Annotated in this window: 22 protein-coding genes; 20 read left to right on the top strand and 2 right to left on the bottom strand. The window is 62.3% G+C overall.

Annotation, left to right across the window (positions count from 1 at the left end; translation table 11 throughout):
* The first annotated feature begins 125 nt into the window (after window positions 1–125).
* From PseAD21_RS05165 to PseAD21_RS05120, 9 genes are all read left to right on the top strand, one after another.
* On the top strand, window positions 126–1,022 hold the full coding sequence (locus tag PseAD21_RS05165) for a TauD/TfdA family dioxygenase (RefSeq protein WP_102354762.1): 897 nt from the start codon (window positions 126–128) through the stop codon (window positions 1,020–1,022).
* An 18-nt stretch (window positions 1,023–1,040) separates the two neighbouring features.
* Window positions 1,041–2,066, top strand: coding sequence for an ABC transporter substrate-binding protein (locus PseAD21_RS05160; protein ID WP_102354761.1), 1,026 nt, complete (start codon window positions 1,041–1,043; stop codon window positions 2,064–2,066).
* A gap of 5 nt (window positions 2,067–2,071) precedes the next feature.
* The gene (locus PseAD21_RS05155; RefSeq protein ID WP_102354760.1) at window positions 2,072–2,932 is read left to right on the top strand and encodes an ABC transporter ATP-binding protein; all 861 of its coding nucleotides are present in this window, start codon (window positions 2,072–2,074) and stop codon (window positions 2,930–2,932) included.
* A 20-nt stretch (window positions 2,933–2,952) separates the two neighbouring features.
* A complete protein-coding gene (locus PseAD21_RS05150; protein WP_102354759.1) occupies window positions 2,953–3,819 on the top strand; it encodes an ABC transporter permease in 867 nt (288 codons plus the stop codon).
* Window positions 3,820–3,995: 176 nt separating this feature from the next.
* Window positions 3,996–4,913, top strand: coding sequence for a LysR family transcriptional regulator (locus PseAD21_RS05145; protein WP_025113444.1), 918 nt, complete (start codon window positions 3,996–3,998; stop codon window positions 4,911–4,913).
* Between the two features lie 217 nt (window positions 4,914–5,130).
* On the top strand, window positions 5,131–6,669 hold the full coding sequence (locus PseAD21_RS05135; RefSeq protein ID WP_102354758.1) for an MFS transporter: 1,539 nt from the start codon (window positions 5,131–5,133) through the stop codon (window positions 6,667–6,669).
* Between the two features lie 26 nt (window positions 6,670–6,695).
* Window positions 6,696–7,766 carry an HlyD family secretion protein gene (locus tag PseAD21_RS05130; RefSeq protein WP_102354757.1) on the top strand — a complete coding sequence of 357 codons (1,071 nt, stop codon included), beginning with the start codon at window positions 6,696–6,698 and terminating at the stop codon, window positions 7,764–7,766.
* Window positions 7,763–9,310, top strand: coding sequence for an efflux transporter outer membrane subunit (locus PseAD21_RS05125; protein ID WP_178082087.1), 1,548 nt, complete (start codon window positions 7,763–7,765; stop codon window positions 9,308–9,310). The genes PseAD21_RS05130 and PseAD21_RS05125 overlap by 4 nt, the downstream gene beginning before the upstream one ends.
* A gap of 182 nt (window positions 9,311–9,492) precedes the next feature.
* Window positions 9,493–11,088, top strand: a complete 1,596-nt coding sequence (locus PseAD21_RS05120; RefSeq protein WP_102354755.1) for a glycosyltransferase family 39 protein — start codon at window positions 9,493–9,495, stop codon at window positions 11,086–11,088.
* 18 nt (window positions 11,089–11,106) lie between these two features.
* Here the strand turns inward: PseAD21_RS05120 and PseAD21_RS05115 are convergent, their stop codons facing one another.
* The gene (locus PseAD21_RS05115; RefSeq protein WP_041070974.1) at window positions 11,107–11,865 is read right to left on the bottom strand and encodes a slipin family protein; all 759 of its coding nucleotides are present in this window, start codon (window positions 11,863–11,865) and stop codon (window positions 11,107–11,109) included.
* Window positions 11,866–11,867: 2 nt separating this feature from the next.
* Entirely contained in the window at window positions 11,868–12,398 is a 531-nt protein-coding gene (locus PseAD21_RS05110; RefSeq protein ID WP_102354754.1) for an NfeD family protein, read from the bottom strand.
* A 174-nt stretch (window positions 12,399–12,572) separates the two neighbouring features.
* On the opposite strand from PseAD21_RS05110, the gene PseAD21_RS05105 reads away from it, so the two are divergent.
* The 11 genes from PseAD21_RS05105 (at window position 12,573) to pgaB (ending at window position 25,812) form a co-directional block, all read left to right on the top strand.
* Window positions 12,573–13,034, top strand: a complete 462-nt coding sequence (locus PseAD21_RS05105; RefSeq protein ID WP_102354753.1) for an aminoacyl-tRNA deacylase — start codon at window positions 12,573–12,575, stop codon at window positions 13,032–13,034.
* A 124-nt stretch (window positions 13,035–13,158) separates the two neighbouring features.
* The gene (locus PseAD21_RS05100) at window positions 13,159–13,404 is read left to right on the top strand and encodes a DUF2789 domain-containing protein (protein WP_102354752.1); all 246 of its coding nucleotides are present in this window, start codon (window positions 13,159–13,161) and stop codon (window positions 13,402–13,404) included.
* 130 nt (window positions 13,405–13,534) lie between these two features.
* On the top strand, window positions 13,535–13,963 hold the full coding sequence (locus PseAD21_RS05095; RefSeq protein WP_178082086.1) for a MarR family winged helix-turn-helix transcriptional regulator: 429 nt from the start codon (window positions 13,535–13,537) through the stop codon (window positions 13,961–13,963).
* Complete coding sequence (locus PseAD21_RS05090; protein WP_102354751.1) at window positions 13,960–16,023, top strand: FUSC family protein; 2,064 nt, start codon at window positions 13,960–13,962, stop codon at window positions 16,021–16,023. The genes PseAD21_RS05095 and PseAD21_RS05090 overlap by 4 nt, the downstream gene beginning before the upstream one ends.
* Complete coding sequence (locus tag PseAD21_RS05085; protein WP_027611129.1) at window positions 16,020–16,229, top strand: DUF1656 domain-containing protein; 210 nt, start codon at window positions 16,020–16,022, stop codon at window positions 16,227–16,229. Before PseAD21_RS05090 ends, PseAD21_RS05085 begins: the two co-directional genes overlap by 4 nt.
* Complete coding sequence (locus tag PseAD21_RS05080; RefSeq protein ID WP_102354750.1) at window positions 16,226–17,113, top strand: HlyD family secretion protein; 888 nt, start codon at window positions 16,226–16,228, stop codon at window positions 17,111–17,113. Before PseAD21_RS05085 ends, PseAD21_RS05080 begins: the two co-directional genes overlap by 4 nt.
* Window positions 17,110–18,552: an efflux transporter outer membrane subunit gene (locus tag PseAD21_RS05075; RefSeq protein WP_102354749.1), complete on the top strand. Its 1,443-nt coding sequence runs from the start codon at window positions 17,110–17,112 to the stop codon at window positions 18,550–18,552. Before PseAD21_RS05080 ends, PseAD21_RS05075 begins: the two co-directional genes overlap by 4 nt.
* Window positions 18,553–18,645: 93 nt before the next feature.
* On the top strand, window positions 18,646–19,281 hold the full coding sequence (locus PseAD21_RS05070; RefSeq protein WP_025113416.1) for a hypothetical protein: 636 nt from the start codon (window positions 18,646–18,648) through the stop codon (window positions 19,279–19,281).
* A 290-nt stretch (window positions 19,282–19,571) separates the two neighbouring features.
* Window positions 19,572–21,077, top strand: coding sequence for a YdgA family protein (locus tag PseAD21_RS05065; RefSeq protein WP_102354748.1), 1,506 nt, complete (start codon window positions 19,572–19,574; stop codon window positions 21,075–21,077).
* Between the two features lie 241 nt (window positions 21,078–21,318).
* Window positions 21,319–23,802, top strand: a complete 2,484-nt coding sequence (gene pgaA / locus PseAD21_RS05060) for a poly-beta-1,6 N-acetyl-D-glucosamine export porin PgaA (RefSeq protein ID WP_102354747.1) — start codon at window positions 21,319–21,321, stop codon at window positions 23,800–23,802.
* Between the two features lie 12 nt (window positions 23,803–23,814).
* Entirely contained in the window at window positions 23,815–25,812 is a 1,998-nt protein-coding gene (pgaB, locus tag PseAD21_RS05055) for a poly-beta-1,6-N-acetyl-D-glucosamine N-deacetylase PgaB (protein WP_102354746.1), read from the top strand.
* Window position 25,813: the final 1 nt, after the last annotated feature.

Genomic DNA, 25,813 nt, shown 5'->3' with positions numbered 1-25,813 from the left:
AGTCATCCCCCTGCGTACCTGCCGACCAATCGGCGCGCCGCACGACCTGAACCAACACGTAATCCAGCGTGAGTTTCTGATCGACGTGCGCGCCCGTGAGCGCGCCGTGCGTGGGAGATTGAAAGATGTCCGCAGCTACTGCCACCCCAAGCGCCGCGACTGCCGCGCCGCAAGCCTTTGAAATCCGCCCGTTCAGCGGTGCCGTCGGCGCCGAAATCATCGGTCTGGATCTGACCCGCCCGGTCAACGACCAGGACTTCGCCCGCATCCACCGTGCGCATCTGGATCACCACGTCGTGGTCTTCCGCGACCAGCGCATTACCCCGCACCAGCAGATCGACTTCAGCCGCCGTTTCGGCGTGTTGCAGATTCACGTGCTCAAGCAGTTCCTGCTGGCCAATCACCCGGAAATTCTCATCGTTTCCAACATCGTCGAGAACGGCCAGAGCATCGGCCTCGGCGATGCCGGCAAGTTCTGGCACTCCGACCTCTCCTATAAAGAGCTGCCGAGTCTCGGTTCGATGCTGCATGCCCAGGAGCTGCCGTCCGAGGGCGGCGACACGCTGTTTGCCGACATGCACAAAGCCTGGGACCACCTGCCCGAAGCGTTGCGCAAAGCCGTCGAAGGCCGCTCGGCCGCGCATTCCTACACGGCGCGCTACAGCGAGACCAAATTCGCAGGCAACTGGCGCCCGACCCTGACCCCGGAGCAACTGGCGCAGGTCGCCGAAGTGGTGCACCCGATCGTCCGTACCCACCCTGAAAACGGCCGCCAGGCCTTGTTCGTCAGCGAAGGCTTCACCACGCGCATCGTGGGTTTGCCGGAGGACGAGAGCAAACAACTGCTCGCCGAGCTCTACGCCCACAGCGTGCTGCCGCAAAACATCTATCGCCATCAGTGGCAGCCCCACGACATGGTGTTCTGGGACAACCGCTCGCTGATCCACCTTGCCGCCGGCTGCCCTGCGCACCTGCGCCGCAAGCTGTATCGCACGACCATTCAGGGCGACGCGCCTTTCTGATTTGCCGGAGATCCGATCATGTCCAAACGTCTTCCATTTGCACCGCTGGCTGCCGCTATTGGCTTGGGTTTCAGCCTGATTGCCGGCAGCCTGGTGGCGCCGACTGTGGCCCACGCCGAAGGTGAAATCCGCATCGCCGAGCAGTTCGGCATTGTCTATTTATTGCTCAACGTGGTGCGCGATCAGGGCCTGATCGAGAAGTACGGCAAGCAGGAAGGCATCGACATCAAGGTCGACTGGACGCAGCTCTCGGGCGGCGCGGCGGTCAACGATGCGCTGCTGTCCGGTTCCATCGACATTGCCGGTGCCGGGGTCGGCCCGTTGCTGACTATCTGGGATCGCACCCACGGCAAGCAGAACGTCAAAGCCGTGGCTTCGCTGGGCAACTTCCCGTACTACCTGGTGAGCAATAACCCCAAGGTCAAAACCATCGCCGACTTCACCGAGAAGGACCGCATCGCGGTGCCGGCGGTGGGCGTTTCGGTGCAGTCGCGTTTCCTGCAATACGCGGCGGCCAAGCAGTGGGGTGACAAGGAATTCAATCGCCTCGACAAATACACCATCGCCGTCCCGCACCCGGACGCCACTGCCGCGTTGATTGCCGGCGGCACCGAGCTGACCGGGCATTTCTCCAACCCGCCGTTCCAGGATCAGGCGCTGCAGAATCCGAATGTGCACGTGGTGCTCAACTCCTACGACATCCTTGGCCCGAACTCGCCGACGGTGCTGTTCGCCACCGAAAAATTCCGCAACGACAATCCGAAGACCTACAAAGCCTTCGTCGAAGCGCTGACCGAAGCCGCGCAATTCGCCCAGAACGATAAAGGCGCCGCAGCGGACACCTACATTCGCGTGACCAAAGCCAGGATCGACCGCGCCGAGCTGCTGAAAATCATCGACAACCCGCAGTTCGAATTCAGCGTCACGCCGAAAAATACGTATCCACTGGCCGAATTCCTCTACCGCGTCGGCGCGATCAAGAACAAACCTGAATCTTGGAAGGACTACTTCTTCCAGGACGCCAAACCGTTGCAAGGGAGCTGATCGAGATGAACGCTCCCTTGCAAGGCCACGCGGCCAGCAACCCGATCGCCAGCAGCCAGGCGCTACTGGCGGTGGATAACGTCAGCCTCGAATACCGCACCCCGCAACGGGTGGTGCGGGCCACGCATCAGGTCAGTTTCGAAATCGATCCGGCGGACCGTTTCGTGCTGCTCGGCCCGTCGGGCTGCGGCAAGTCGACCTTGCTCAAGGCGGCCGCCGGCTTCATTGCGCCCAGTGAAGGCGAGATCCGCCTGCAAGGTCAGCGTGTCGATGGGCCGGGTCCGGACCGGATCGTGGTGTTCCAGGAATTCGATCAACTGCCGCCGTGGAAAACCGTCAAACAGAACGTGATGTTTCCGCTGCTCGCCTCGCGAACCTTGAACAAAAAAGACGCCGAAGAGCGCGCGCTGCACTATCTGGAAAAAGTCGGTCTGGCAGCGTTTGCCGATGCCTATCCGCACACCCTGTCCGGCGGCATGAAGGCGCGGGTGGCGATTGCCCGAGCGCTGGCGATGCAGCCGAAAATCCTCTTGATGGACGAGCCTTTCGCCGCGCTGGACGCGTTGACCCGGCGCAAGATGCAGGAAGAATTGCTGCTGCTCTGGGAAGAGGTGCGCTTCACCTTGCTGTTCGTCACCCACTCGATCGAAGAGGCGCTGGTGGTCGGCAATCGCATCCTGCTGCTGTCGCCACATCCGGGGCGGGTGCGCGCTGAAGTGCACAGCCATCAATACGATCTGCAAAGCCTCGGCGGCGGGGCGTTTCAGGAGTCGGCACGGCGCATTCACCGTTTGCTGTTCGATGAAGGCCAGTCGCCGGAAACCGAGCGTGACCACGACTTCAACGACATTCGCATCGCTTATTGAGCGTTTTGGAGGATTGCCCGATGAGCCAACGATCGTCTGTACGACAAGAGTTTGAGACCGTCCCTGAACCGCTGACCAGCGTGCCGCTCGAGCGCGAATTACCGCTGGGCCAACGCCTGTGGCAACAGGGCTGGCTGCGTAAAAGCCTGATCCTGATGTTGCTTGCGGTGTTGTGGGAAATCGTCGCCCGGGTGCAGAACAACGACTTGTTGCTGCCGAGTTTTCTGCAGACCAGTCATGCGTTGTACGACGGCCTGCTCAGTGGTGAATTGCTGGGCAAGGTGTGGATATCTCTGGTGGTGCTGATCAAGGGTTACCTGATCGGCATCGTGCTGGCGTTTGCCCTGACCACGCTGGCGGTGTCGACCCAGTTTGGCCGCGATCTGCTGAGCACCCTGACCTCGATGTTCAACCCGCTGCCGGCGATCGCCTTGCTGCCATTGGCCTTGCTCTGGTTCGGGCTGGGGCAGAACAGCCTGATCTTCGTACTGGTGCATTCGGTGCTGTGGGCGCTGGCGTTGAACACTTACGCCGGTTTTCTCGGTGTGTCTGAAACCCTGCGCATGGCCGGGCGCAACTATGGGCTGAAGGGTATGCGTTTTGTGCTGTTCATCCTGATACCGGCGGCGCTGCCGTCGATTCTCGCCGGGCTGAAAATCGGCTGGGCGTTTGCCTGGCGCACGCTGATCGCCGCTGAGCTGGTGTTTGGTGCGACCAGTGGCAAAGGCGGTTTGGGCTGGTACATCTTCCAGAACCGCAACGAGTTATACACCGACAAGGTGTTCGCCGGGTTGGCGGTGGTGATCCTGATCGGGTTGCTGGTGGAGAATCTGGTGTTCGACACGCTGGAGCGGGTGACGGTGAAGCGCTGGGGTATGCAGCGCTGAGATTTCTGTTGGCAGGACTGGCCCCTTCGCGAGCAAGCCCGCTCCCACAGGGGAAACGCATTCGAAAATGTGGGAGCGGGCTTGCTCGCGAAGGCGTCGGTTCATACGCCACCTGTTTCAAGGATGTTTGCTAGCATTGCACCCAGATCAATCCAGATCGGCCACGAGTGCTCTGCATGCAACTCCCGGACATGAACCTGCTGGTCGCCCTCGACGCTTTGCTCGACGAAGGCAGTGTGGTCGGTGCTGCGCGGCGCATGAACCTCAGCCCCGCCGCCATGAGCCGCACCCTGACGCGCATCCGTGAAGCCATCGGCGATCCGATCTTGGTGCGCGCCGGCCGTGGCCTGGTGCCCACCCCCAAAGCCCTCGAGCTGCGCGAACAAGTGCGTGATGTGGTTGAGCAAGCGGCGCTGTTGTTCCGGTCGGCCGACACCGTGGAACTGGGCACTTTGCGCCGGCGTTTCAGCATCCGTGCCAACGATTTTTTCATTGGTGTGTACGGCGGCAAGCTGTTCGACACCCTCGACCAACTGGCGCCGCACTGTGAATTGCGCTTCGTCCCCGAGGGCGATGGTGACGATGAAGCGCTGCGCGAAGGGCGCATCGATCTGAGCGTCAGCAACACCCGTCCGGTGACCCCGGAAGTCAAAGTGCAAAACCTCTTCTCCACGCATTTCGTGGGTCTGGTGCGTGAGGATCATCCGTTGCTCGACGGTGAAATCACCGCCGAGCGTTATGCCGGGTTCTCCCATATCAGCATGTCGCGCCGTGGCATTGCCCGTGGGCCCATCGATACCGCGCTGAACGCCCTGGGCCTGGAGCGGCGGGTGGCGGTGATCGCGCCGAGCTTCCATGCGGCGATGTTTGCCTTGCCCGATTCCGACCTCATCCTGCCGGTGCCCAAGGAAGCGCTGCTCAGCGTGCGCCGTCTGGGCTTGAAGCTGCGCTCGTTCGACCTGCCGATCCCGCTGCCGACGCTGATGCTGACCCAGGCCTGGCACCCGCGCTTCGACAAGGACCCGGCGCACCGCTGGCTGCGCGAAACGCTCAAGGCGTGTTGCGACGAAACGTGGCTGGCCGCGCAACCCTGATCCGAAACCACAAAAACCCTGTAGGAGTGAGCCTGCTCGCGATAGCGGTGTACCAGTCGCCGAAAATATCGACTGAAATGGCGCCATCGCGAGCAGGCTCACTCCTACAGGGGAAATAATTGCGCCTGACGCACTTATAACCTGCCGATAAGTCAATTTTCGTCAGCAGTAAGCCCGACTAAGATGCTCCGGTATTTTCCCTCCGGAGTTCGCATTCATGACATCCCTGACGGTCCCGGCGCCCATCGCTGCGGCCAGTCCGGCGACGGCGGCCACGCCACCGGTGTTCGGGGCGCGGATCATCACCGGCCTGATTGGCGTGCTGCTGGCGGTGCTGGTCTCGGGCCTCAACGAGATGGTGACCAAAGTCGCGCTTGCCGACATCCGTGGCGCGCTGAACATCGGGTACGACGAAGGCACCTGGCTGGTCGCCTGCTACGCCGCGACCTCGGTGGCAGCGATGGCTTTCGCGCCGTGGTGCTCGGTGACCTTTTCGCTACGCCGTTTCACCCTCTGCGCGATCAGCCTGTTCACGCTGCTCGGCGTGCTGTGCCCGTTCGCCCCGAACTACGAAAGCCTGTTGCTGATGCGCACCCTCCAAGGCCTGGCCGGCGGTGCGTTGCCGCCGATGCTGATGACCGTTGCCCTGCGGTTCCTGCCGGCCAATTTCAAACTCTATGGCCTGGCCGGTTACGCGCTGACCGCGACTTTCGGCCCCGGCCTCGGCACGCCGCTGGCCGGTTTGTGGAGTGAATACGTCGGTTGGCAATGGACGTTCTGGCAAATCATCGTGCCGTGCCTGATTGCCATGGCGATGGTCGCCTGGGGCATTCCGCAGGATCCGCTGCGTCTGGAACGCCTCAAGACCTTCAACTGGAAGGGGCTGCTGCTGGGCTTTCCGGCGATCTGCATGCTGGTGATCGGCTTGCTCCAGGGCAATCGACTGGACTGGTTCGAATCGGACCTGATCTGCGCGCTGCTCGGCGCCGGCTCGCTGTTGTTGCTGGCGTTTCTGATCAACGAATGGTCGCAGCCGATCCCGTTTTTCAAGCTGCAGATGCTCGGCATCCGCAACCTGTCGTTCGCGCTGATGACCCTCGCCGGGGTGCTGGTGGTGTTGCAGGCGGTGGTGTTGATTCCGTCGAGCTATCTGGCGCAGGTGCAGGGTTACCGCCCGGTGCAGACTGCGCCGATCATGCTGATCGCCGCATTGCCGCAGCTGATTGCGCTGCCGCTGGTGGCGGCGCTGTGTAACTTGCGTTGGGTCGATTGTCGCTGGGTGCTGGGCATCGGCTTGAGCATGTTGACGCTGTCCTGCCTGGGCGGCTCGCTGCTGACCTCGGAATGGATTCGCGACAATTTCTACGTCCTGCAGTGGTTGCAGATCTTCGGTCAGCCGATGTCGGTACTGCCGCTGTTGATGTTGTCCACCGGCAGCATTCAACCGCAGGACGGGCCGTTCGCTTCCGCCTGGTTCAACACGGTGAAAGGCTTGGCAGCGGTGGTCGCCACCGGTGTGATCGAAGCGCTGACCACCGCGCGCCTGCATTTCCACTCGACCATGTTGATCGACAACCTCGGCAATTCACCGTTGGCCGATGGCAGCGATCCGGGCCTCGCCCATCGCCTGCACGAACAGGCGGTGGTGCTGACTTCTTCTGATCTCTATGTGTGCATGGCCGGCGTCGCGGTGACGCTGATCCTGCTGATTTTCTGGCTGCCGACGCGGATCTTTCCGCCGCGCGCGCCGACCTGATGGCTGTACTGAAACAGAAGGTTTTTATGACGACTCAAGCAAAACAGAAACTCGCGGTGGCCGTGGCCGCCGCACTGGCGGTGGGTGTGCTGGTGTACCTGGCGATGCCCGGCCTGTTTGGTAAACGGACTCAGCAAAACACCAACGATGCGTTCGTTTCGGCCGACTACACTCTGGTGGTGCCGCGCGTGGCCGGTTTCATCAAGGAAGTGCTGGTGGAAGACAACCAGCAAGTGAAGGCCGGCCAACTGCTGGCCTTGATCGATGACCGTGATCTGCGCGCCGCTGCGCAAGCCGCCGATGCGCAAACCCTGGTCGCCCGCGCGCAATTGCAAAACGCCAGGGCGACGCTGGAGCGGCAGACGTCGGTGATCGCTCAGGCCCAGGCTGCGGTGGTGTCGGCCAAGGCTGAAATGGCTTTTGCTCAGCAGGAATTGAATCGCTACAACCATTTGGCCGGCGTCGGTGCCGGGACTGTGCAGAACGCGCAACAGGCGCGCACGCGTATCGATCAGGCGACTGCGCACCTCGACACGGCAACCGCGAAACTGGCGGCGGAGCGCAAGCAGGTCGACATTCTTACGGCTCAGCGCGATGCCGCCGAAGGCAGTTTGAAGCACTCGCAGGCGGCGCTGGAAATCGCCAGTTTCGAGCTGTCCTATACGCGCATCACTGCGCCACAGGACGGCATGGTCGGCGAGCGGGCGGTGCGCGTCGGCGCTTATGTCACGCCGGGCAGCAAACTGCTGGCGGTGGTGCCGTTGCGCCAGGCCTATGTGATCGCCAACTTTCAGGAAACCCAACTGACCGACGTGCAGCCGGGCCAGGCAGTTGAGGTACGGGTCGACAGCCTCGGCGGCGAAGCCTTGAGCGGTCGCGTCGAAAGCATCGCGCCGGCGACCGGGGTGACCTTTGCTGCCGTGAAACCGGATAACGCCACTGGCAACTTCACCAAGGTCGTGCAGCGGATTCCGGTGAAGATCCTGCTTGAACCGGGTCAGCCGTTGGCCGAGCGACTACGCGTCGGCATGTCGGTTGAAGCGCGCATTGATACCCGCCGTTCGGCGCCGGCGGTGCGTGAGGTGACTCAGCGATGATCAAGGTCGAATCGGCTGGCGCTTTCGCGAGCAAGCCCGCTCCCACAGGAGGAACGCATTCCAACGTGTGGGAGCGAGCCTGCTCGCGAAGAGGCCAGTGGCAGCAACTCACCTTCAGTGCCTTGCTCGCCCTTGGCCTCAGCGCCTGCACCGTCGGCCCGGATTTCCACAAACCCCAGGCCACGCAAATCGCCGACTGGGCCAAACCCGCCAGGTCCGCCCCAAGCCAGGCGGTCAGTCAGCCGCTGAACGAACGCTGGTGGGATGTTTTCCATGATGCGCAGCTCTCGGCCCTCACACAGCGTGCAATGCAGAGCAACCTCGACTTGCAACTGGCCAGCAGCCGCTTGCAACAAAGCCGCGCCGCGCGCCAGGTGATCACGTCGGATCGTTACCCGAACAGCGTCGCTACCGGTAGCTACGCGCGTAAACGCAACAGCGGCGAAGGCCTGAGTGATCCGTCCGGACACAATGGCGATTCCGCCTTCAACCTGTGGGACGCCGGTTTCTCGGCCTCGTGGGAACTGGATTTCTGGGGCCGCGTGCGCCGGGAAACCGAAGCCGCCGACGCCAACCTTGAAGTCGCCGAAAACGCTCGTCGCGGCGTGTTGCTGGCGGTTCTTGCCGACACCGCGCAGAACTACATCCAGCTGCGCGGCGTGCAGAACACTCGTGCGGTCACCGAGCAGAACCTCGATGTCGCCCGGCACAGCCTCAAACTGTCACAACTGCGCCTCAACGATGGTGTGGCGACCGATCTGGACGTCGCCGAAGCCGCCGCGCAGGTCGCCGCCATCGAGTCGCGTCTGCCCGCCCTGGAGCAACGCCAGTCGCAGCTGATCAACGCGATCAGCCTGTTGATGGGCGAACCGCCACAAGCGTTGGCCAAAGCGTTATCCACAGACGCGGCGGTGCCGCAGTCGCCGCTGCAAGTCGCCATTGGCCTGCCGTCGCAGCTGGCCGAACGCCGTCCGGACATCCGTCAGGCCGAGGCGCATCTGCATGCCGCCACCGCCAACATCGGCGTGGCCAAGGGCGATTTTTATCCGCGCATCACCTTGTCCGGCAGCCTCGGCTCACAGGCAATGCAACTCAGTGATTTCGGCTCCTGGGGTTCACGCGCGTTCGGTATCGGCCCGCAATTCAGCCTGCCGCTGTTCGACGGCGGACGCCTGCGCGGCATGTTGCAACTGCGCGAAGCCCAGCAACAGGAAGCGGCCATCGCCTACCAGCAAACCGTGCTGCGCGCCTGGCATGAAATCGACGACCAATTGAGCGCATACAACGCCAGCCAACGCCGCCGCGACAGCCTCGCCGAAGCCGTACGCCAGAACCAGATCGCCCTGCGCACCGCACAACAGCAATACGTCGAAGGCGTGGTCGATTTCGTCAACGTCCTTACCGTGCAGAGCGCGTTGCTGGCGACGCAGGAGCAGTGGGTGGAAAGTTCGACCGGGGTGTCGCTGGCGATGGTCGGGTTGTACAAGGCGTTGGGTGGGGGATGGCAGTCGGTGTATCCGGAGGCGGAGATGGCGCAACGCTAATGGCCAATGTCTGTTCCGGCATAACCGATTCTCGCTATGCCAGAGCGTAGAAGCGGCTTGAGCGGATTGCCGGATATCGTGAAACCGCACACCGCCATCGACGGCCCTGCTGTGGCTGACCTAAAGTGACGGCAGGTTCGGGACCTTCCGTTCGAGACATTCCGGCACAGCAAGAGGATGCAATGGCGGCACACAGAGAAACGCCGGTTGGCGACACGCAGGATCCACGTGCGGTCCCGGGGGCATGGTTGGTTGCCCTGCGCCTGATTCGCTGGGCCAGAGAGCACTGGCTGTTGCCGATCATGCTGCTGGCGGCGGTGGTGCGTTTTTACGACCTGACGGCGGCGGCGATCTGGTTCGATGAAGGCTCCAGTGTCCTGCTGAGCCAGTTTCCGCTGGCCGAGATCTGGGGGCATGCGGCCCATGACGTGCATCCGCCGCTGTATTTCATGTTGCTGCACGGCTGGATCGGCCTGTTCGGGGACGGCATCCTGTCCATTCGCCTGATGAGCGCGTTGCCGGGGATCGTCACCGTCGGCCTCGGCGTGTGGCTGGTGGATCTGCTCGCCCCCCGCCGCGCCGCGTTGTTGGCCGGGCTGCTGCTGGCGCTGTTGCCCACCGCGGTGCGCTACAGCCAGGAAGTGCGCATGTATTCGCTGCTCGGCATGTGGCTGATCGGGGCGACGATTGCGCTGATCTACTGGGTCCGCCAACCGCGGCGGCATCGCTATCTGGTGGCCTATGCGCTGCTGATGACGGTAGCGTTTTATACCCATTACTTCACCGTGCTCTGCGTGATCAGCCATTGGCTGTACCTGGCGGTGGTGCGCGTGCAGCCGGGGTATCGGCTGCGGCATATCCAGCGCCCGGGCTGGTGGCTGGCCAACCTGAGCATCGCGTTGCTTTACCTGCCGTGGGTGCCCAACCTGCTTGATCTGCTGCAGCACGTCCCGGAGCTCAAGGCCAGTAACGACATCGGCTGGGAAGACCCGGTGACCCTCGTTTCGTTGCCGTCGATGGTCTGGTCGTTGCTGATTCAGGACGATGGTTTAACCCTGCCGGCGTGGCTGTTCTGGCTCTTGCCAGTGGCGCTGGCGGCAGTGATCGTCGTTGGCCTGCGTCGTGATCGCAGTGTGTTTCGCGGTAGCCTGTTGCTGCTGTCCTACAGCGTGGTGCCGATTCTGCTGGTGTTTGGCGTGTCGTTCATCTCGCCGGTGTTCATCGAACGTTACGTGACGGTCTACGCGCTGGGGCTGCCGATGCTGGTGGCGCTGGCGGTCGATCGCTTGTACACAGGCTTTCGCGTGCTGGCGCTGGCGATTCTGGTGCTGTTCGTGGGCGTCGAGTTGGTGGGCGTGAAGAACAACGCCACGGTCGACAGCAATGATCAGTTCAGCGTAGTGGTCGACTACGTCAACCGGCACTTCACTGAGGGTGACCGGATCGTCACCAGCGACATGATGTGGTACCTCAGTTACATCTACTACAACCGCACCGACGCGCAGGTCCGCCTGTACACGCCACCTGCGCCGGACGGGCGCTCCACGCGTCCCAACGCTTACGGGTTCGGCACGCTGGTCAGCGAGGAGGTTTACCTCGATCAACTCGCAGACGTGTCCAAGGGCAGCAATCGAGTCTGGCTGATCGGCACACTGGATGAGCCGAATGAGTTTGCAGCGTTGCCCGAGGGCTGGCAGCGGCAGAGCGATGTCCATGCCGGAGGCGCTTTTGCCCGCCTGTATGTGAGGGTGCCAAGCGCCGAAAAATCGGGTGGATGATCGCTGGCCTGCGCAGGCTCAAGTCTTGCCCGACAGGTCCGCCATCCCCTTAAGCAACTCGATCGGCAACGGAAAGACAATGGTCGAGCTCTTGTCGCCGGCAATCGAACTCAAGGTCTGCATGTAGCGCAACTGCATGGCACCGGGCTGGCGGCCGAGCATTTCGGCGGCCTGCATGAGTTTTTCCGAGGCCTGCAGTTCGCCTTCGGCGTGGATCACCTTGGCCCGGCGCTCGCGTTCGGCTTCAGCCTGTTTGGCAATGGCGCGCACCATCGACTCGTTGAGGTCGACGTGCTTGATCTCGACGTTGGCGACCTTGATGCCCCACGCGTCGGTCTGGGCATCGAGCACTTGCTGGATATCGATATTCAACTGCTCGCGCTCGGCCAGCAGTTCATCCAGTTCATGTTTGCCGAGCACCGCGCGCAGGGTGGTCTGCGCCAGTTGGCTGGTGGCCGAGAGAAAGTCTTCGACCTGAATGATCGCCTTCTGCGGGTCGAGCACGCGGAAATACAGCACTGCGTTGACCTTCACCGAGACGTTGTCGCGGGTGATCACATCCTGCGGCGGCACATCGAGGACGACGGTGCGCAGGTCGACCCGGACCATTTGCTGCACCACCGGAATCAGCAGGATCAGCCCCGGCCCCTTGACCTGCCAGAAGCGTCCGAGCTGGAACACCACGCCGCGCTCGTACTCACGCAGGATGCGGAACGTCGACCCGGCCAGGGCGATGACCAACAGCAGCAGTGCAACAAAACCGATTTGCAGACCCATGATCACTCTCCGTGTCGCACCGCGTCAGTCGCGGCGACTTTCAGCAATAAGCCATTTCGTCCGACTACGCGCACCGATTGCCCGGTGTGCAGCGGTGTCGTGCTGTGCACTTGCCAATGTTCGCCCTGCAATTGCACCCAGCCGCTGTGAGCGTTTTCCGTTTGCACGGTGGTCACCGCCGTCACGCTGCCGACCAGCCCGGCATCACCGCTGACGGCGTGGCGGGGGCGGGGTTTCAAGGCGCGGACGATCAAGGCGATCAGCAGCAGGGCGCTGATCAGGCCAAGGCCGATGATCATCGGCACCGGCAACTCGGCGTTGCCCAGAATCAGCGCGCCGATGACGAACATGATGATCCCGCCGAGGCCAATCACCCCGTAGTTGGGCAGCGCGGCTTCGGCGATCAGAAAGGCAATGCCGAGCGTGATCAGCCACAGGCCGACCGGATTCACCGCCGTCAGCGGGACATCCGCCGCGAGGGCTGAGCCGCTGAGCAGCAGTAACAAGGCAAACGCACAACATCGGCTGTTCACGTGACCCTCCGGGAGAGTCCTGGGGTGGTTCTTTAAGTCTAGTTGAGCCTGGCGCTGGATGAATTTTGATCAATGAGCGGATGTGTCCGGTGAGCGGATTTCCCGTCGCCAGCGGCATGCCGAACTAGACTCAGCAGAACAGCAACAACGGTCAGCGTGACACCGAGGTGCATCATGCGTATGGCAAAAAAAGTACAGAGCAGCCTGAACCGGGCGCACTGTGAATATGACGTCGTGGCCCACCGACACTCGGCCAGCAGCCTGGAAACCGCACGGGTTAGCGGGGTGCCCGCCGAACGGGTAGCCAAATCGGTGATCCTCGACGACCACCACGGGCATTACCTGATGGCCGTGCTGCCGGCCAGCCGGCACCTGGACTTGAGCAAAGTGCGCAGCAACGGTGAATGGCAGATCACCCGGGAAAGCAATCTGGCGCATATCTTCGATGACTGCGAACGCGGCGCGGTGCCGCCGCTGGGTGATTCCTATGGTCTGGACATGGTCATCGATCCGCTGCTGACCCGGCAGAAAGACATCTACCTGGAAGCCGGCAACCACAACTATCTGCTGCACATGAGCATGCCCGAGTTCCTGAGAATGGTGCCGCATGCGCAGGTGCGGGAGTTGAGTCAATAGGGGTGTGGTGTTGTCACTGACGCCTTCGCGAGCAAGCCCGCTCCCACAGGTTCACCGCAATCCCCTGTGGGAGCGGGCTTGTTCGCGAATCTTCCTCGCACCGATTTTTTGAAGGAGTCCTCCAATGGAGCAGCCAAGCCATAGCCTGCCGTCCCTGTTCGACCAACTCGGCCTGAGCAGCGACCCGACCAGCATCGAGCAATTCATCGCCACCCACTCGCCACTCAAACCCGAACTGCACCTGGCGGACGCGTTCTTCTGGAGCAAAAGCCAGGCGGATTTTTTGCGCAGCGAGATTCTTGATGATGCAGATTGGGCGGAGGTGGTGGATCAGTTGAATGTGCTGCTGCGTAAGGGGCGCGATGCGTAAAGAGGTGCTGAAACGCCTGAATGAAGATTTGTTTCAAAACTTGACTGAAATTCCCCGCCAATGCGATATTGATAGTTAGCAAACTAACAGTGTGCATTTCCCCGTGCCGAATCCCCTCGACGCTCTCCAGATGAACATCAGCAGTGCCATGGTGGTGGCCGCCAGGCACTGGCGGAAGATCTGCCAGACCACGCTGGTCAACTACGGTATCTCCGAAGCCTGCGCCGTGCCGTTGTTGATGATCGGGCGGCTGGGTGAGGGCGTTCGCCAGGTGCAGGTGGCGCAGGCGGCCGGGATGGAGAGTCCGTCTCTGGTGCGCCTGCTCGATCAGTTGTGCCACGCCGGATATGTCTGTCGCACCGAAGATGCGCAGGATCGCCGAGCCAAGTGCTTGAGCCTGACCGACACTGGCCGCGAGCTGGTGCAGGCGGTGGAAGTCGAACTGGTCCGTCTGCGTCATGAAGTGCTTGAAGGCATCGACCGGAGTGATCTGGAAGCTACGCTTCGGGTACTGAGAGCTTTTGAGGCGGCCAATCCGCCTTTGGTGATCAATTCTTGAACGGTTTTTTCTCCGGCATTCCTCCGGCCCGGGACTGGTTCTACGGGGTCCGTACCTTTGCAGCGTCGATGATCGCGCTGTACATCGCCTTGCTCATGCAGATGCCGCGTCCGTATTGGGCGATGGCCACGGTGTATATCGTCTCCAGCCCGTTTCTCGGCCCGACCAGTTCAAAGGCGCTGTACCGCGCCATCGGTACTTTTCTCGGGGCGGCGGCGGCAGTGCTGTTTGTGCCGATGTTCGTGCAGAGTCCGTATGTGCTGGTGGTGGTCATCGCCTTGTGGACGGGGATCTTGCTGTTCCTGTCGTTGCACCTGCGTACTGCCAATAACTACGCGCTGATGCTGGCCGGCTACACCCTGCCGCTGATTGCCTTGCCGACGGTGGATAACCCACTGGCGGTGTGGGATGTGGCGGAAGCGCGCACCGAAGAGATTTTCCTTGGCATCGCCGTGGCGGCGGTGATCGGCGCGATGTTCTGGCCGCGGCGGCTGGCGCCGGTGTTCAACGACGCGGTGGGCAAGTGGTTCGCCGATGCCACCACGTACAGCCTGAAATTTCTCAGCCGCGATGTTCAGCCGGAGCAAGTCACGGCCTTGCGCATGGCCATGGTTGCCAGTTTCAACAGCCTGGAATTGATGATCGGCCAGTTGCCCCACGAAGGCTCCCGGCCGCAAACCGTGCGCAACACCAAGGAGCTGCGCGGACGGATGATCCACCTGTTGCCGGTGATCGACGCCCTTGAAGACTCGCTCTATGCCCTTGAGCGGCGCACGCCGGAACTGGTGGAAAAGTTTGCGCCGCTGCTGGCGGCAACCCGTGAGTGGCTCGGCCATAAAGACGCCGATCTGGCGCGTTGGCAGGCTCTCAAGGATCAGCTTCAGGCCTTGCAGCCGAGCTGCGAGGCGCTGGAAGACCGCAAGCAATTGCTGTTCTCCAACTCGATTTATCGCCTCGGTGAATTCATCGATCTGTGGCAGGACTGTCGCAGCCTGCAGGACGCGATTCTGTGCGAGCGGCAGGACAGCTGGCGCGCGGTGTACCGGCACTGGCGCCTGGGGCGGCTGACGCCATTTCTCGACCGCGGGATGATGCTGTATTCGGTGGCCTCGACCATTCTGGCGATCATCGTTGCCTCGACGTTGTGGATTCTGCTCGGCTGGCCGGACGGCGGCAGTGCGGTGATTCTGGCGGCGGTGGCCTGCAGTTTCTTTGCCTCGATGGACGACCCGGCGCCGCAGATCTACCGGTTCTTTTTCTGGACCGGGATGTCGGTGCTGTTCGCCAGTCTCTATCTGTTTCTGATTCTGCCGAACCTGCACGATTTTCCGATGCTGGTGCTGGCGTTTGCGATCCCGTTCATCTGTGTCGGCACCCTGACCGTGCAGCCGCGCTTCTACCTCGGCATGCTTCTGACGCTGGTCAACACCTCGTCGTTCATCAGCATTCAGGGCGCGTACGACGCGGACTTCTTCGCTTTCGTGAACTCCAACCTGGCCGGCCCGATGGGTTTGTTGTTCGCGTTCATCTGGACCCTGATTGCCCGTCCGTTCGGCGTCGAGCTGGCGGCCAAGCGCCTGACTCGCTTCAGTTGGAAAGACATCGTGCACATGACCGAGCCGGCCAACCTCGCCGAACACCGGCAGTTGGGCGTGCAGTTGCTCGACCGTCTGATGCAGCACCTGCCACGTCTGGCGATGACCGGTCAGGACACCGGGATTGCCATGCGTGAAGTGCGCGTGGGCCTGAACCTGCTGGATTTGCTGGCCTACACCCCGCGTGTCGAAGGCGCGCCGAATGCCTTGCTGCAACAAGTGGTGGCCGAGGTTGGCGAGTATTTCCGTGCTTGTCTGAAGGCGGGCGAACGCTTGCCGGCACCGAGTCCCTTATTGATGACGATGGACCGCGCGCGCCGTGCGCTCAAAGGCCACGGCGACGAGGAAACCCGTCTAAACCTGTTGCATGCCTTGAGCGGTTTGCGCCTGGCGCTGCTGCCCGGCGTGGAATTTGTCAGCACGAGCGATGCCGAAGAACCGCTGCCCGATGGAGCGCCCCTATGATCGGTGATCTGGATATCAGCGGCATTTTCCTGCCGACCCTGCTGGTGCTGATGGGCATCACCTATGTGTTGTTTCTGCTGGTGCACGGCGTGCTCACGCGTCTGCACTTTTACCGTCTGGTCTGGCACCGGGCATTGTTCAACGTGGCTCTCTACGCTGTGCTGTTGTATGGCGTGGACTCACTCAGTCGATACCTGATGACATGAAAAAACCGTTTCTGACCATCGGTCGCGTGGTACTGACCCTGCTGATCGTGACTTTCGCCGTCGTCCTCGTCTGGCGCATGGTGATGTATTACATGTTTGCGCCGTGGACCCGCGACGGCCACATTCGCGCCGACATCATCCAGATCGCCCCGGACGTGTCCGGACTGATCCAGCAGGTCGAGGTCAAGGACAACCAGTTGATCAAGCGCGGCCAGGTGCTGTTCAGCATCGACCAGGACCGCTTCAAACTGGCCCTGCGTCAGGCCAAGGCAGCGGTCGCCGACCGCGAAGAAACCCTCGCCCAGGCGCAGCGCGAAGCCAAGCGTAACCGTGGCCTGGGCAACCTGGTGCCGGCCGAACAGCTGGAAGAAAGCCAGTCGAAAGTCGCCCGGGCGCAATCGGCCTTGGCCGAAGCGCTGGTGTCGGTGGACAGCGCACAGCTTAATCTCGAGCGCTCGGTGATCCGCAGCCCGGTGGACGGCTACGTCAACGACCGTGCGCCACGTGTGCAGGAGTTCGTCACCGCCGGGCGTCCGGTGTTGTCGGTGGTCGACAGCAATTCGTTTCACATCGACGGCTATTTCGAAGAAACCAAACTCGACGGCATTCATGTCGGCCAGTCCGTGGATATCCGCGTGATCGGCGATAAAGCCAAGCTGCGCGGGCATGTTGAAAGCATCGTCGCCGGTATCGAAGACCGCGACCGTACCAGCGGCAATAACCTGCTGCCCAACGTCAACCCGGCATTCAGCTGGGTACGTCTGGCGCAGCGGATTCCGGTGCGCATCGCCTTTGACGACGTGCCGGAAGACTTCCGAATGATCGCCGGACGTACCGCTACAGTCTCGATCATCGACGACCAGAAGCAGGAGCCTGCGCAATGAACAGGGTCCTGATGATCGCCGGGTTGGGCGTGATGCTCTCGGCGTGTCAGATGGTCGGGCCGGACTATCACCTGCCCGCAGACGCGGCGGTTCAGCGCAAAGACTTGCAGGGCGAGCTGGCCGTGGATGGCAAGCCAGTGGTTTCGGCGCCGGTGCCGGCGGACTGGTGGCGCCTGTACCGGGACCCGCGTCTGGACCAACTGGTGCAGCAGGCCATGGCTTCCAACACCGACTTGCGGGTGGCGGCGGCGAACCTGTCGCGGGCCCGCGCGCAGGTCGATGAAGCTGAAGCGGCCGGTGGCTGGAGCGGCGGCGTGAAGATGGGCGCGCAGCGCTTGCAGGAATCCGGTCAGGCGTTCCTGCTGCCGGAAAAAGTGCCGGTGGCCAACGTTGCTGACATCGGCATCAGTGCTTCTTATCAGTTCGACCTGTGGGGCACGTTGCAGCGCGGCATCGAAGCGGCGAAAGCCAACGCCGATGCCACGCAAGCGGCGGCCGATACCGCGCGCATCACCTTGGTGGCGGACGTGGTGCGGGCCTACACCCAGGTGTGTGCCGCCAATGAAGAGCGGGAAATCGCCCAGCACTCCCTCGACCTGCAATCGCAAAGCACCACCCTGATCCAGCGCCTGCGCGATGCCGGGCGTGGCGATGAAACCCAGGTCACCCGTTCGCAAACCCAATTCAAGTCGTTGCGCGCCGATATGCCGCGTTATGAAGCGTCGCGTCAGGCCGGGCTGTTCCGCCTGTCGATGCTGCTGGCCAAACCGGTCGATCAACTGCCGGCCGGCACCGCAAGTTGCGCCGAACTGCCGAAAATCGCTCAACTGGTGCCGGTCGGTGACGGTGCGGCACTGCTCAAGCGCCGGCCCGATGTGCGTCAGGCCGAACGTCGGTTGGCCGCCGCCACTGCCGGCATCGGTATCGCCACTGGCGAGTTGTACCCGGACATCAGCATCGGCGCGACCATCGGCACCGTCGGCATTGTTTCCGACCTGGGCGATCCGTCGACCAATCGCTGGGGCTTCGGTCCGTCGCTGAGCTGGAAAGTGCCGACCAACGGTGCCCGCGCGCGTATCCGCGAAGCTGAAGCCAACACCCAGGGCGCGCTGGCGCATTTTGACGGCGTGGTGCTCAACGCCATCCGCGAAACCCAGACCGGTCTGGCCCAGTACAGCGCGCTGCTGCAACGCCGCGACGCACTGGCCGATGCCGAGCAGTCGGCGAAGCTGGCAGCCGACCAGACCCACCGCTTCTTCCAGGCCGGGCGTGAGTCGTTCCTCGCCGACCTGCAGGCGACCCGCACCTACACCGATGTCACCGCGCAGTTGGCCGCCGCCAACACTCAGGTTGCCATGAGCCAGATCGATTTGTTCCTCGCGCTGGGCGGCGGTTGGGAAAGCGGACGAACGCAAGCCTCAAGCGCCAGCAAACCCTGAACCCGTTGCTATGCTTTGAAGTGTTGAAAGGGTGCCCCGTGCAACGCACCCTTTCAGCGCACATTGCTAGCGCTGGTCTAGGGGAAACCAATAATGAAAAACCCTTACGCTCTCGGCTTCTGGTGCGCCCTGGTAGCGCTGGTGCTGCTATCGGCCACCTATTTCTACGGCATCATGCTGGCCCACCAGATCGACAAGGCCATGGTTTTCCTCGACAGCGCCACCGCGTTGATCGCGGTGATGGCAATCGTGGTGGTGGCCTGGGCGTCGATCCAGGTGCAGCGGGTCAAGAAACGGCAGCTTGAACAAGGCAAGACTCTGGTGCTGATCTGGGACACCAAAGTCGCCCTGCGCCGGGTCGAAACCGTGTTTGATCGCTACTTCTGGGGCAGCTACTGGCAACCGGGGCGCACCTTCGCCGAGGTGATGGGCGAACTCACCGGCACACCGCTGGAAAAAAGCCTCGAAGCCCTGAAAAAACAGTGCCTGGAGCTCGACAAGCAAATTGCCGATGAAGGCTGGCACTGGCTCAACAACGCCCGTGAACTGTCGGATGTCGCCACGGCCATGGCCCGTGAACGTTATCAGCTGGACTTCTGCGATCCCCGGGCCGACGGGCCGGGCGGGGCGGTGATCGATCGGGATTTTGAAGTGCTGGTGTATACCTGGACGGCGCGGCTCAAGAGCTTTGATCATCAACTCGATGAGATCGAGGTCCAGTATTCCTGATGTGCATTGCCTTCACTGACCTCTTCGCGAGCAGGCTCGCTCCCACAAGGACAACGCTGTACCTGTGGGAGCGAGCCTGCTCGCGAAGACGGCCTGAAAACACTGCAACTCTCCCTGCCTGTCGACTGTCCACACTCCCCATAGACACTCTTTAACCTTTAAACATTGGGCCGTCTCGCGCACCCAGTGCTAATCTCCATCGTTAATTTCAGCGGAGTCGAGCCGCAACCCGGTCACGGGTTCAGGGAAGACGACCACACTTTCAGCCACGGACATTGATCAGGTCATTCATGAATAAATCAGCAGGCGTGCTTCTCGGGATTGTTGTAGCGATCGGCGCCATCAGTGCCGGCGGGGCCTGGTATACCGGGACCAAGATTGAAGGCGTGCTGAACAACGCCGTGACCAACGCCAACAAAGAGCTGCAGACCGCGATGGCCGGCTCCAATGGCAGTGCATCGCTGGAACTGGTGTCGCTGGAGCGTCACACCTTCACCAGCACCGCGCACTACCGCCTCAAGGGCGAAGGCGAGATGTTCGGTGACGCGCCGGTCGAGCTGCTGTTCGTCGACCACATCGAGCACGGCCCGCTGCCGTTCTCGCGTCTGGTGTCGCTGAAGTGGCTGCCGGTCATGGCCACCAGCAACTTCGAGCTGGAAAAGAACCCGGCCACCGAAAAATGGTTTGCCGCCGCCAAGGGCGCCGCGCCGCTCAAAGGCGTGACCAACATCGGCTACGACGAATCCACCACCAGCAGCGTCGAACTGCTGCCGCTGGAAACTGCGCTGGACGAGCAGTCGAGCCTGAAATTCTCCGGCCTGACCCTGAACATCTCCGCCAGTGCCCAGGCGCAGAAGGTCAAGGCTGACGGCTACATGGACAACCTGAAGCTGGTCACCGTGGCGCAAGACCAGGCGCCGGTGCAGGTCGAACTCAACGGTTTGACCCTGGCCAGCAACCTGACCAAGAGCAGCTACGGCTACTACACCGGGGAAAACACTCTTGAGCTGACCAGCAGCAAAACCACCTTCGGTCCCAAGCAGTCGGTTCTCGGCGTGAAGAACTTCGAAATGAAGAACCTCACCGAAGAGAGCGGCAGTAACGCCTCTGGCCGTGCCGACTACAAGGTCAGTGAAGTGACCCTCAACGACAAGAAAATCGGCTCGGCCAGCATGGCCATGAGCCTGAAGAACCTCGACATCCCGTCGACAATGTCGCTGATGCAGATCTACCAGACCAAATTGCAGCCGTACGAGAAAGAAGCGGCGGCCGCTGCCGAAGCTGGCTTGCCGGCACCGGAGTTGAACCTGACCGAAGCCGAATCGGCGCAGGTCAAGGCGGATCTGCAGAAACTGCTGGGCGCCGGCCCACAGGTTGCGCTGGAAAACCTGTCGCTGAAGACCGCCAATGGTGAAAGCCGCGCCAGTCTGGTGATCGACCTGACCAAGCCGCCGTCGATGGACCTGCCGCCAGATCAACTGGGCAAACAGTTGATCGCGCTGCTGGATCTGAATGTCCAGGTGTCCAAGCCGATGCTGATCGATCTGCTCAGCGTCCAGGCGCAACTTGACGGCCAGACTGACGCCAAAGCCATTGTCGACCAGGCGAGCGCCGGTGCCGACATGTTCTCTGGCATGGCGGTCGGCTCGCAGCTGGCGACCATCGACGGCACCAATGTTGTGACCAAACTGCATTACGCCGCCAATCAAGTGGAATTCAACGGCCAGAAGATGACCGTTGAGCAGTTCGTCGGCTTCCTGATGAGCAAGTTCGCTGGCGTCACGCAAGTGCAGTAATACTGCGTTCTAAATAACAACGCCCGGCCTCTGTATCCCGCAGACGCCGGGCGTTTTGCTGTCTGGTGTCCGGCTGATCCGGCGCCACGATTCTGAACAATTATTGTGATCGGGATATTCAACTACGCTTGCATGCAAGACTGCCTGACTAAGCTTGGCTGAGTCTTTATTGGCTCAGTCTCCGTTACGAATGGGCAAGGGGGGCATTGCGACCCGGCTGGCCATGTAAGGATGCTGACGAATGCCGCGTATTGATGTTCCCGTTTTACATCGTGGTCTACGCCCGTTGTTTCGCGTTGCGCTGTGCAGCCAGTTGCTCTGGCCGGCATTGGCGTTTGCCGATACTCCCTATGATCAGATGGTGCGTGATGCCCGTGCCGGGCAGACCACGCCGGCGCTGAACGTGCTGCGTCAGGTGCCGCCTGGCCAGTCGACCACCGGCCAGATCAGCGACCACCTGCAGATCGCCAGTTGGGCGGGTCTCGACGCCGAAGTGGTGCAGGTCTATGAAACCCAGGGCCGTGACCGGGTGCTGCCGGTGCAGGCACTGACCGCCACCGCACGCGCCTATCGCAACCTCAAGCGTTGGGATCAGGCGACTCAGGTCTACAACAAGGCCCTGGCGCTGGAGCCGGGCAACCCCGACCTGCAACTGGGGTTGGCCCTGACTCAGGCGGACTCGGGCAAACCCGACGAAGCCGTGACCCGCGCCAAGGCGCTGGTTGCCGCCAAACCGGATGATCCCTCCCGTCGACTCGCGCTGGGCTATGCCCTGACCCGCGCCGGCAAGCAGTACGACGCCCTGTTTGAATACGATCAGGCGTTCATCCGCGCCGGCAGCAAGCCGGAAGTCGCACGTGAATACGTGGTCGCCCTGCAAAAGGCGCGTCTGCCGGAACCGGCGCTGCGCCTGGCCAATCAACGGCCAGGGCTGATCGACCCGGTGACCCTGCGTCGTCTCGAAGGCGATCTGGCCGCCGAGCGCGTGCGTCTGGCCGAGTTCGCGGCCCGCAGCGAAAAGGAACGCTACGTGATCGCTGATCGCGCGCTGGCCGACTACGACAAATTGCTCGCCACCTGGACTCCGGATGCCAGCGCCCACGATGACGTGATTCGCTGGCGCATCGACCGCATGGGCGCGCTCAAGGCCCGGGCACGCACCGCCCAGGTCATTACCGAATATCAAAAGCTGCAAGCCGAAGGCGTGAAGATTCCGACCTACGCCCTGCGGTGGGTCGCGGCGTCGTATCTGGATCAGCGCCAGCCGGAAATCGCCACCGACCTGTATCGTCAGGTGCTGTCAGCGCCGGATGCCGATGTGGGTGATCGCCTCGAAGACTCCACGGCGTTGTACTACTCGCTGCTGGAAAGCGACCGCGCCGAAGAGGCGCGCAAAGTCGCCGAGGATCTGGCCAAGAGCCAGAATCCAAGGGTCGAGCTCAAGGGCCTGCCGATCGGCAACCCCAATGACGAATGGATGGACGCCCAGCAACTCGCGGCGCAGGCCGGTACCTACGGCTCCGACCTGCCGCACGGCGAGGAACGCCTGCAGACACTGGTCGATCAGGCGCCGGGCAACGTCGGCCTGCGTCTGGCCCAGGCCGACCTGTATCTGGCCCGTCAGTGGCCACGCCGCGCCGAAAACCAGCTCAAGGAAACCGAGAGCATGGTGCCCCGTGACATGGGTCTGGAGGTGGCCCAGGCGCGCACCGCGATGACCTTGCAGGAATGGCGGCAGATGGATGCGCTGACCGATGACGTGGTCGAGCGTTTCCCGGACAACCGTCAGGTACAACGCGCGGCCCGTGAGCGCGAAGTGCACGACATGTCCGAACTGCGCGTCGAAGCCTACGGTGGCAAAGCCAATGGAGGCGGCGGTAGCGGTGGTGCAGGTGCGGTCAGTGGCAGCCGCGATTTCGGCATCCAGAGCACCCTGTACAGCCCGCCGATCGATGAAGACTGGCGTGTGTTCGTCGGCGCCGGCTATGCCACCGGCGACTTTGCCGAAGGCACCGGCACCGACCGTTTCCAGCGCGTTGGCCTGGAACGGCGCACCCGCGACATGAGCCTGGAAGCCGAAGTCTCCAACCACGATTACGGTTACGGCGCCAAGCAGGGCGCGCGCATCGCGATTGCCCGCGACATCGATGACCACTGGCAGTACGGCGGCAGCTTCGCTTATCTGTCGGCCGATACGCCATTGCGCGCCCTCAACAGCGACATCAAGGCCAATGGCGGCAACGCGTTCATCCGCTGGCGCGCCAACGAGAGCCGTGAGTGGCGGCTGTCGGTCAGCCCGTCGCACTTCAGCGATGGCAACAATCGCGTCGAGGCTTTACTGACTGGACGCGAGGGCGTTTACAGCGCGCCGAACGTGCAGGTCGATGCCGGTCTGGAAGTCGGTCCCAGCCACAACTCCAATTCCGAGGATGTGCCGTACTTCAACCCGAAGTCGGACTTCAGCGTCATGCCGACGGTCAACGTCAACCATGTGCTCTACCACCGTTACGAAACCTCGTGGAGCCAGCAGTTTCAGGCCGGTGCGGGCACCTACAGCCAGCGTGATCACGGCACCGGCGGCATGGCGATGCTCGGCTACGGCCAGCGTTATGCCTGGAACGACGTGTTCGAGGTGGGCGGCTTGTTCAGTGTGATCAACCGGCCCTACGACGGTGATCGGGAGACCGATCTGCGTCTGCTTGTCGACCTCACTTTCCGCTTCTAGAAGAGTTTGAAGATGCCTTTGATTACGCGTTTCATCCTTTTGCTGGGAGTGCTGCTGGTCAGCGCCTGCGCCCAGCAAGCTCCGGCCTTCGCGCCGCCGTCGCAGCGTCCGGTAGCGGCCAATGAAAAGCCGTGGCCGAAAAACCATGTGCTGGGTATCGCCTATCACGACGTCGAAGACCGTGACCCCGATCAGGCCGTGGTGGCGGTGCGCACCGAGCGCATGATCGAGCAACTCGCGTGGCTGCGCGAGAACGGCTACAAACCGGTCACCGTCGACCAGATCATGGCCGCGCGCAAAGGCGGCCCGGAACTGCCACCGAAGGCGATCCTGCTCAGCTTCGACGACGGTTACTCAAGCTTCTATACCCGCGTGCTGCCGCTGCTGCGCGCCTACAACTGGCACGCCTTGCTGGCGCCGGTCGGCGTGTGGATCGACACGCCGCTCAATCAACCGGTGGATTTCGCCGGCGCGCCACGGGCACGAACCGACTTCCTGACCTGGGATCAGGTGCGGGAAATCTCGCAGTCGGGGCTGGTGGAAATCGCCGCGCACACGGACGCCAGTCACAAAGGCATCCTCGCCAACCCGCAGGGCAACCTGCAGCCGGCGGCGGCGACCCGCCGCTACGATCCGGTCACCAAGCGCTACGAGTCCGAAGAGGATTTCCGTGCACGGATCCGCAACGACGTCGCGACCATTTCGGAAAAGATCCGCAAGGTCACCGGCAAGAAACCGCGCATCTGGGTCTGGCCGTACGGCGCGGCGGACGGCACTTCGCTGGCGGTGGTCGGCGAGCAGGGCTACGAAATGGCCCTGACTCTGGACGACGGTCTCGACGCCCTCGACAACCTGATGAGCAGCCCGCGCTTCCTGGTGGCCTCCGATCCTGACGGCGAGCATTTCGCCAACAGCATCGTCGCGGCGCAGGCGGATTTCACCATGCGCGTGGTCCACGTCGATCTGGACAATGTCTATGACCCGGACCCGGCGCAGCAGGAAATCAACCTTGGCAAGCTGATCCAGCGCATGGCTGACATGGGCGCCAACACCGTGTTCCTGCAGGCCTTCGCTGATCCGAAGGGTGACGGTCTGGTGCACTCGCTGTACTTCCCCAACCGTCACCTGCCAGTACGCGCCGACATCTTCGACCGCGTCGCCTGGCAACTGCGCACCCGCGCCCATGTGAAGGTGTTCGCCTGGATGCCGGTGCTCAGTTTTGGCCTCGATGCGAAACTGCCGCGTGTGACTCGCTGGGATCCGAAGACTGGCACCACTGCGGTCGATCCGGATCAGTATCAGCGCCTGTCGCCGTTCGATCCGGAAGTACGGAGGATCATCGGTGAAATCTACGAAGACGTGGCGCGCCTGACCTCGGTCGACGGCATTCTCTACCACGACGACGCGGTGCTCTCGGACTTCGAAGACGCCAGCCCCCAGGCCTTGAAAGCCTATGCCGCGCAGGGTTTGCCGGGGTCGATTGCCGCGCTTCGCGATGATCCGGCAGCGATGCAGCGCTGGACGCGCTTCAAGAGCCGCTACCTGATCGATTTCACCAATGAACTGACCGCCAAGGTCCGGGCGATTCGTGGCCCGCAGGTGGAGACCGCACGCAACATCTTTGCCGAACCGATCCTCAACCCCGACAGCGAAGCCTGGTTTGCACAGAACCTCGACGACTTCCTCGTGACCTACGACTGGACGGCGCCGATGGCCATGCCGCTGATGGAGAAGCAGACCCTGGCGCAATCCGGCCCGTGGCTCGAAGAACTGGTGGCGAAGATCAAGCAGCGCCCCGGTGCACTGGATCACACGGTGTTCGAACTGCAGGCCCGCGACTGGACGAAAAAGGACCAGGCCGACATTGACGGCGCACGACTGGCCGACTGGATGGGCCGGCTCAAGCGCCAGGGCGCGAACAGTTTCGGTTACTACCCGGACAACTTCCTCGACAACCTGCCGGACCTGAAAACCGTAAGGCCTGCGCTCTCCAACAAATGGAACCCATGAC

This window comes from Pseudomonas sp. AD21, from assembly GCF_002878485.1.
Lineage (GTDB): Bacteria > Pseudomonadota > Gammaproteobacteria > Pseudomonadales > Pseudomonadaceae > Aquipseudomonas.
The sequence above is the reverse complement of the archived record's forward strand: the minus strand, read 5'-3'. Positions and strand labels throughout refer to the sequence as shown.

Excerpts from the sequence above, each read along its gene's own strand:
- PseAD21_RS05080 (WP_102354750.1), top strand. The coding sequence starts at position 16,226 with ATGAAAAAACCGTTTCTGACCATCGGTCGCGTGGTACTGACCCTGCTG.
- PseAD21_RS05160 (WP_102354761.1), top strand. The coding sequence starts at position 1,041 with ATGTCCAAACGTCTTCCATTTGCACCGCTGGCTGCCGCTATTGGCTTG.
- PseAD21_RS05130 (WP_102354757.1), top strand. The coding sequence starts at position 6,696 with ATGACGACTCAAGCAAAACAGAAACTCGCGGTGGCCGTGGCCGCCGCA.
- PseAD21_RS05135 (WP_102354758.1), top strand. The coding sequence starts at position 5,131 with ATGACATCCCTGACGGTCCCGGCGCCCATCGCTGCGGCCAGTCCGGCG.
- PseAD21_RS05150 (WP_102354759.1), top strand. The coding sequence starts at position 2,953 with ATGAGCCAACGATCGTCTGTACGACAAGAGTTTGAGACCGTCCCTGAA.
- PseAD21_RS05100 (WP_102354752.1), top strand. The coding sequence starts at position 13,159 with ATGGAGCAGCCAAGCCATAGCCTGCCGTCCCTGTTCGACCAACTCGGC.
- PseAD21_RS05115 (WP_041070974.1), bottom strand. The coding sequence starts at position 11,865 with ATGGGTCTGCAAATCGGTTTTGTTGCACTGCTGCTGTTGGTCATCGCC.
- PseAD21_RS05075 (WP_102354749.1), top strand. The coding sequence starts at position 17,110 with ATGAACAGGGTCCTGATGATCGCCGGGTTGGGCGTGATGCTCTCGGCG.
- PseAD21_RS05085 (WP_027611129.1), top strand. The coding sequence starts at position 16,020 with ATGATCGGTGATCTGGATATCAGCGGCATTTTCCTGCCGACCCTGCTG.
- PseAD21_RS05070 (WP_025113416.1), top strand. The coding sequence starts at position 18,646 with ATGAAAAACCCTTACGCTCTCGGCTTCTGGTGCGCCCTGGTAGCGCTG.
- PseAD21_RS05145 (WP_025113444.1), top strand. The coding sequence starts at position 3,996 with ATGCAACTCCCGGACATGAACCTGCTGGTCGCCCTCGACGCTTTGCTC.
- pgaA (WP_102354747.1), top strand. The coding sequence starts at position 21,319 with ATGCCGCGTATTGATGTTCCCGTTTTACATCGTGGTCTACGCCCGTTG.
- pgaB (WP_102354746.1), top strand. The coding sequence starts at position 23,815 with ATGCCTTTGATTACGCGTTTCATCCTTTTGCTGGGAGTGCTGCTGGTC.
- PseAD21_RS05125 (WP_178082087.1), top strand. The coding sequence starts at position 7,763 with ATGATCAAGGTCGAATCGGCTGGCGCTTTCGCGAGCAAGCCCGCTCCC.
- PseAD21_RS05065 (WP_102354748.1), top strand. The coding sequence starts at position 19,572 with ATGAATAAATCAGCAGGCGTGCTTCTCGGGATTGTTGTAGCGATCGGC.
- PseAD21_RS05095 (WP_178082086.1), top strand. The coding sequence starts at position 13,535 with ATGAACATCAGCAGTGCCATGGTGGTGGCCGCCAGGCACTGGCGGAAG.
- PseAD21_RS05155 (WP_102354760.1), top strand. The coding sequence starts at position 2,072 with ATGAACGCTCCCTTGCAAGGCCACGCGGCCAGCAACCCGATCGCCAGC.
- PseAD21_RS05165 (WP_102354762.1), top strand. The coding sequence starts at position 126 with ATGTCCGCAGCTACTGCCACCCCAAGCGCCGCGACTGCCGCGCCGCAA.
- PseAD21_RS05120 (WP_102354755.1), top strand. The coding sequence starts at position 9,493 with ATGGCGGCACACAGAGAAACGCCGGTTGGCGACACGCAGGATCCACGT.
- PseAD21_RS05105 (WP_102354753.1), top strand. The coding sequence starts at position 12,573 with ATGCGTATGGCAAAAAAAGTACAGAGCAGCCTGAACCGGGCGCACTGT.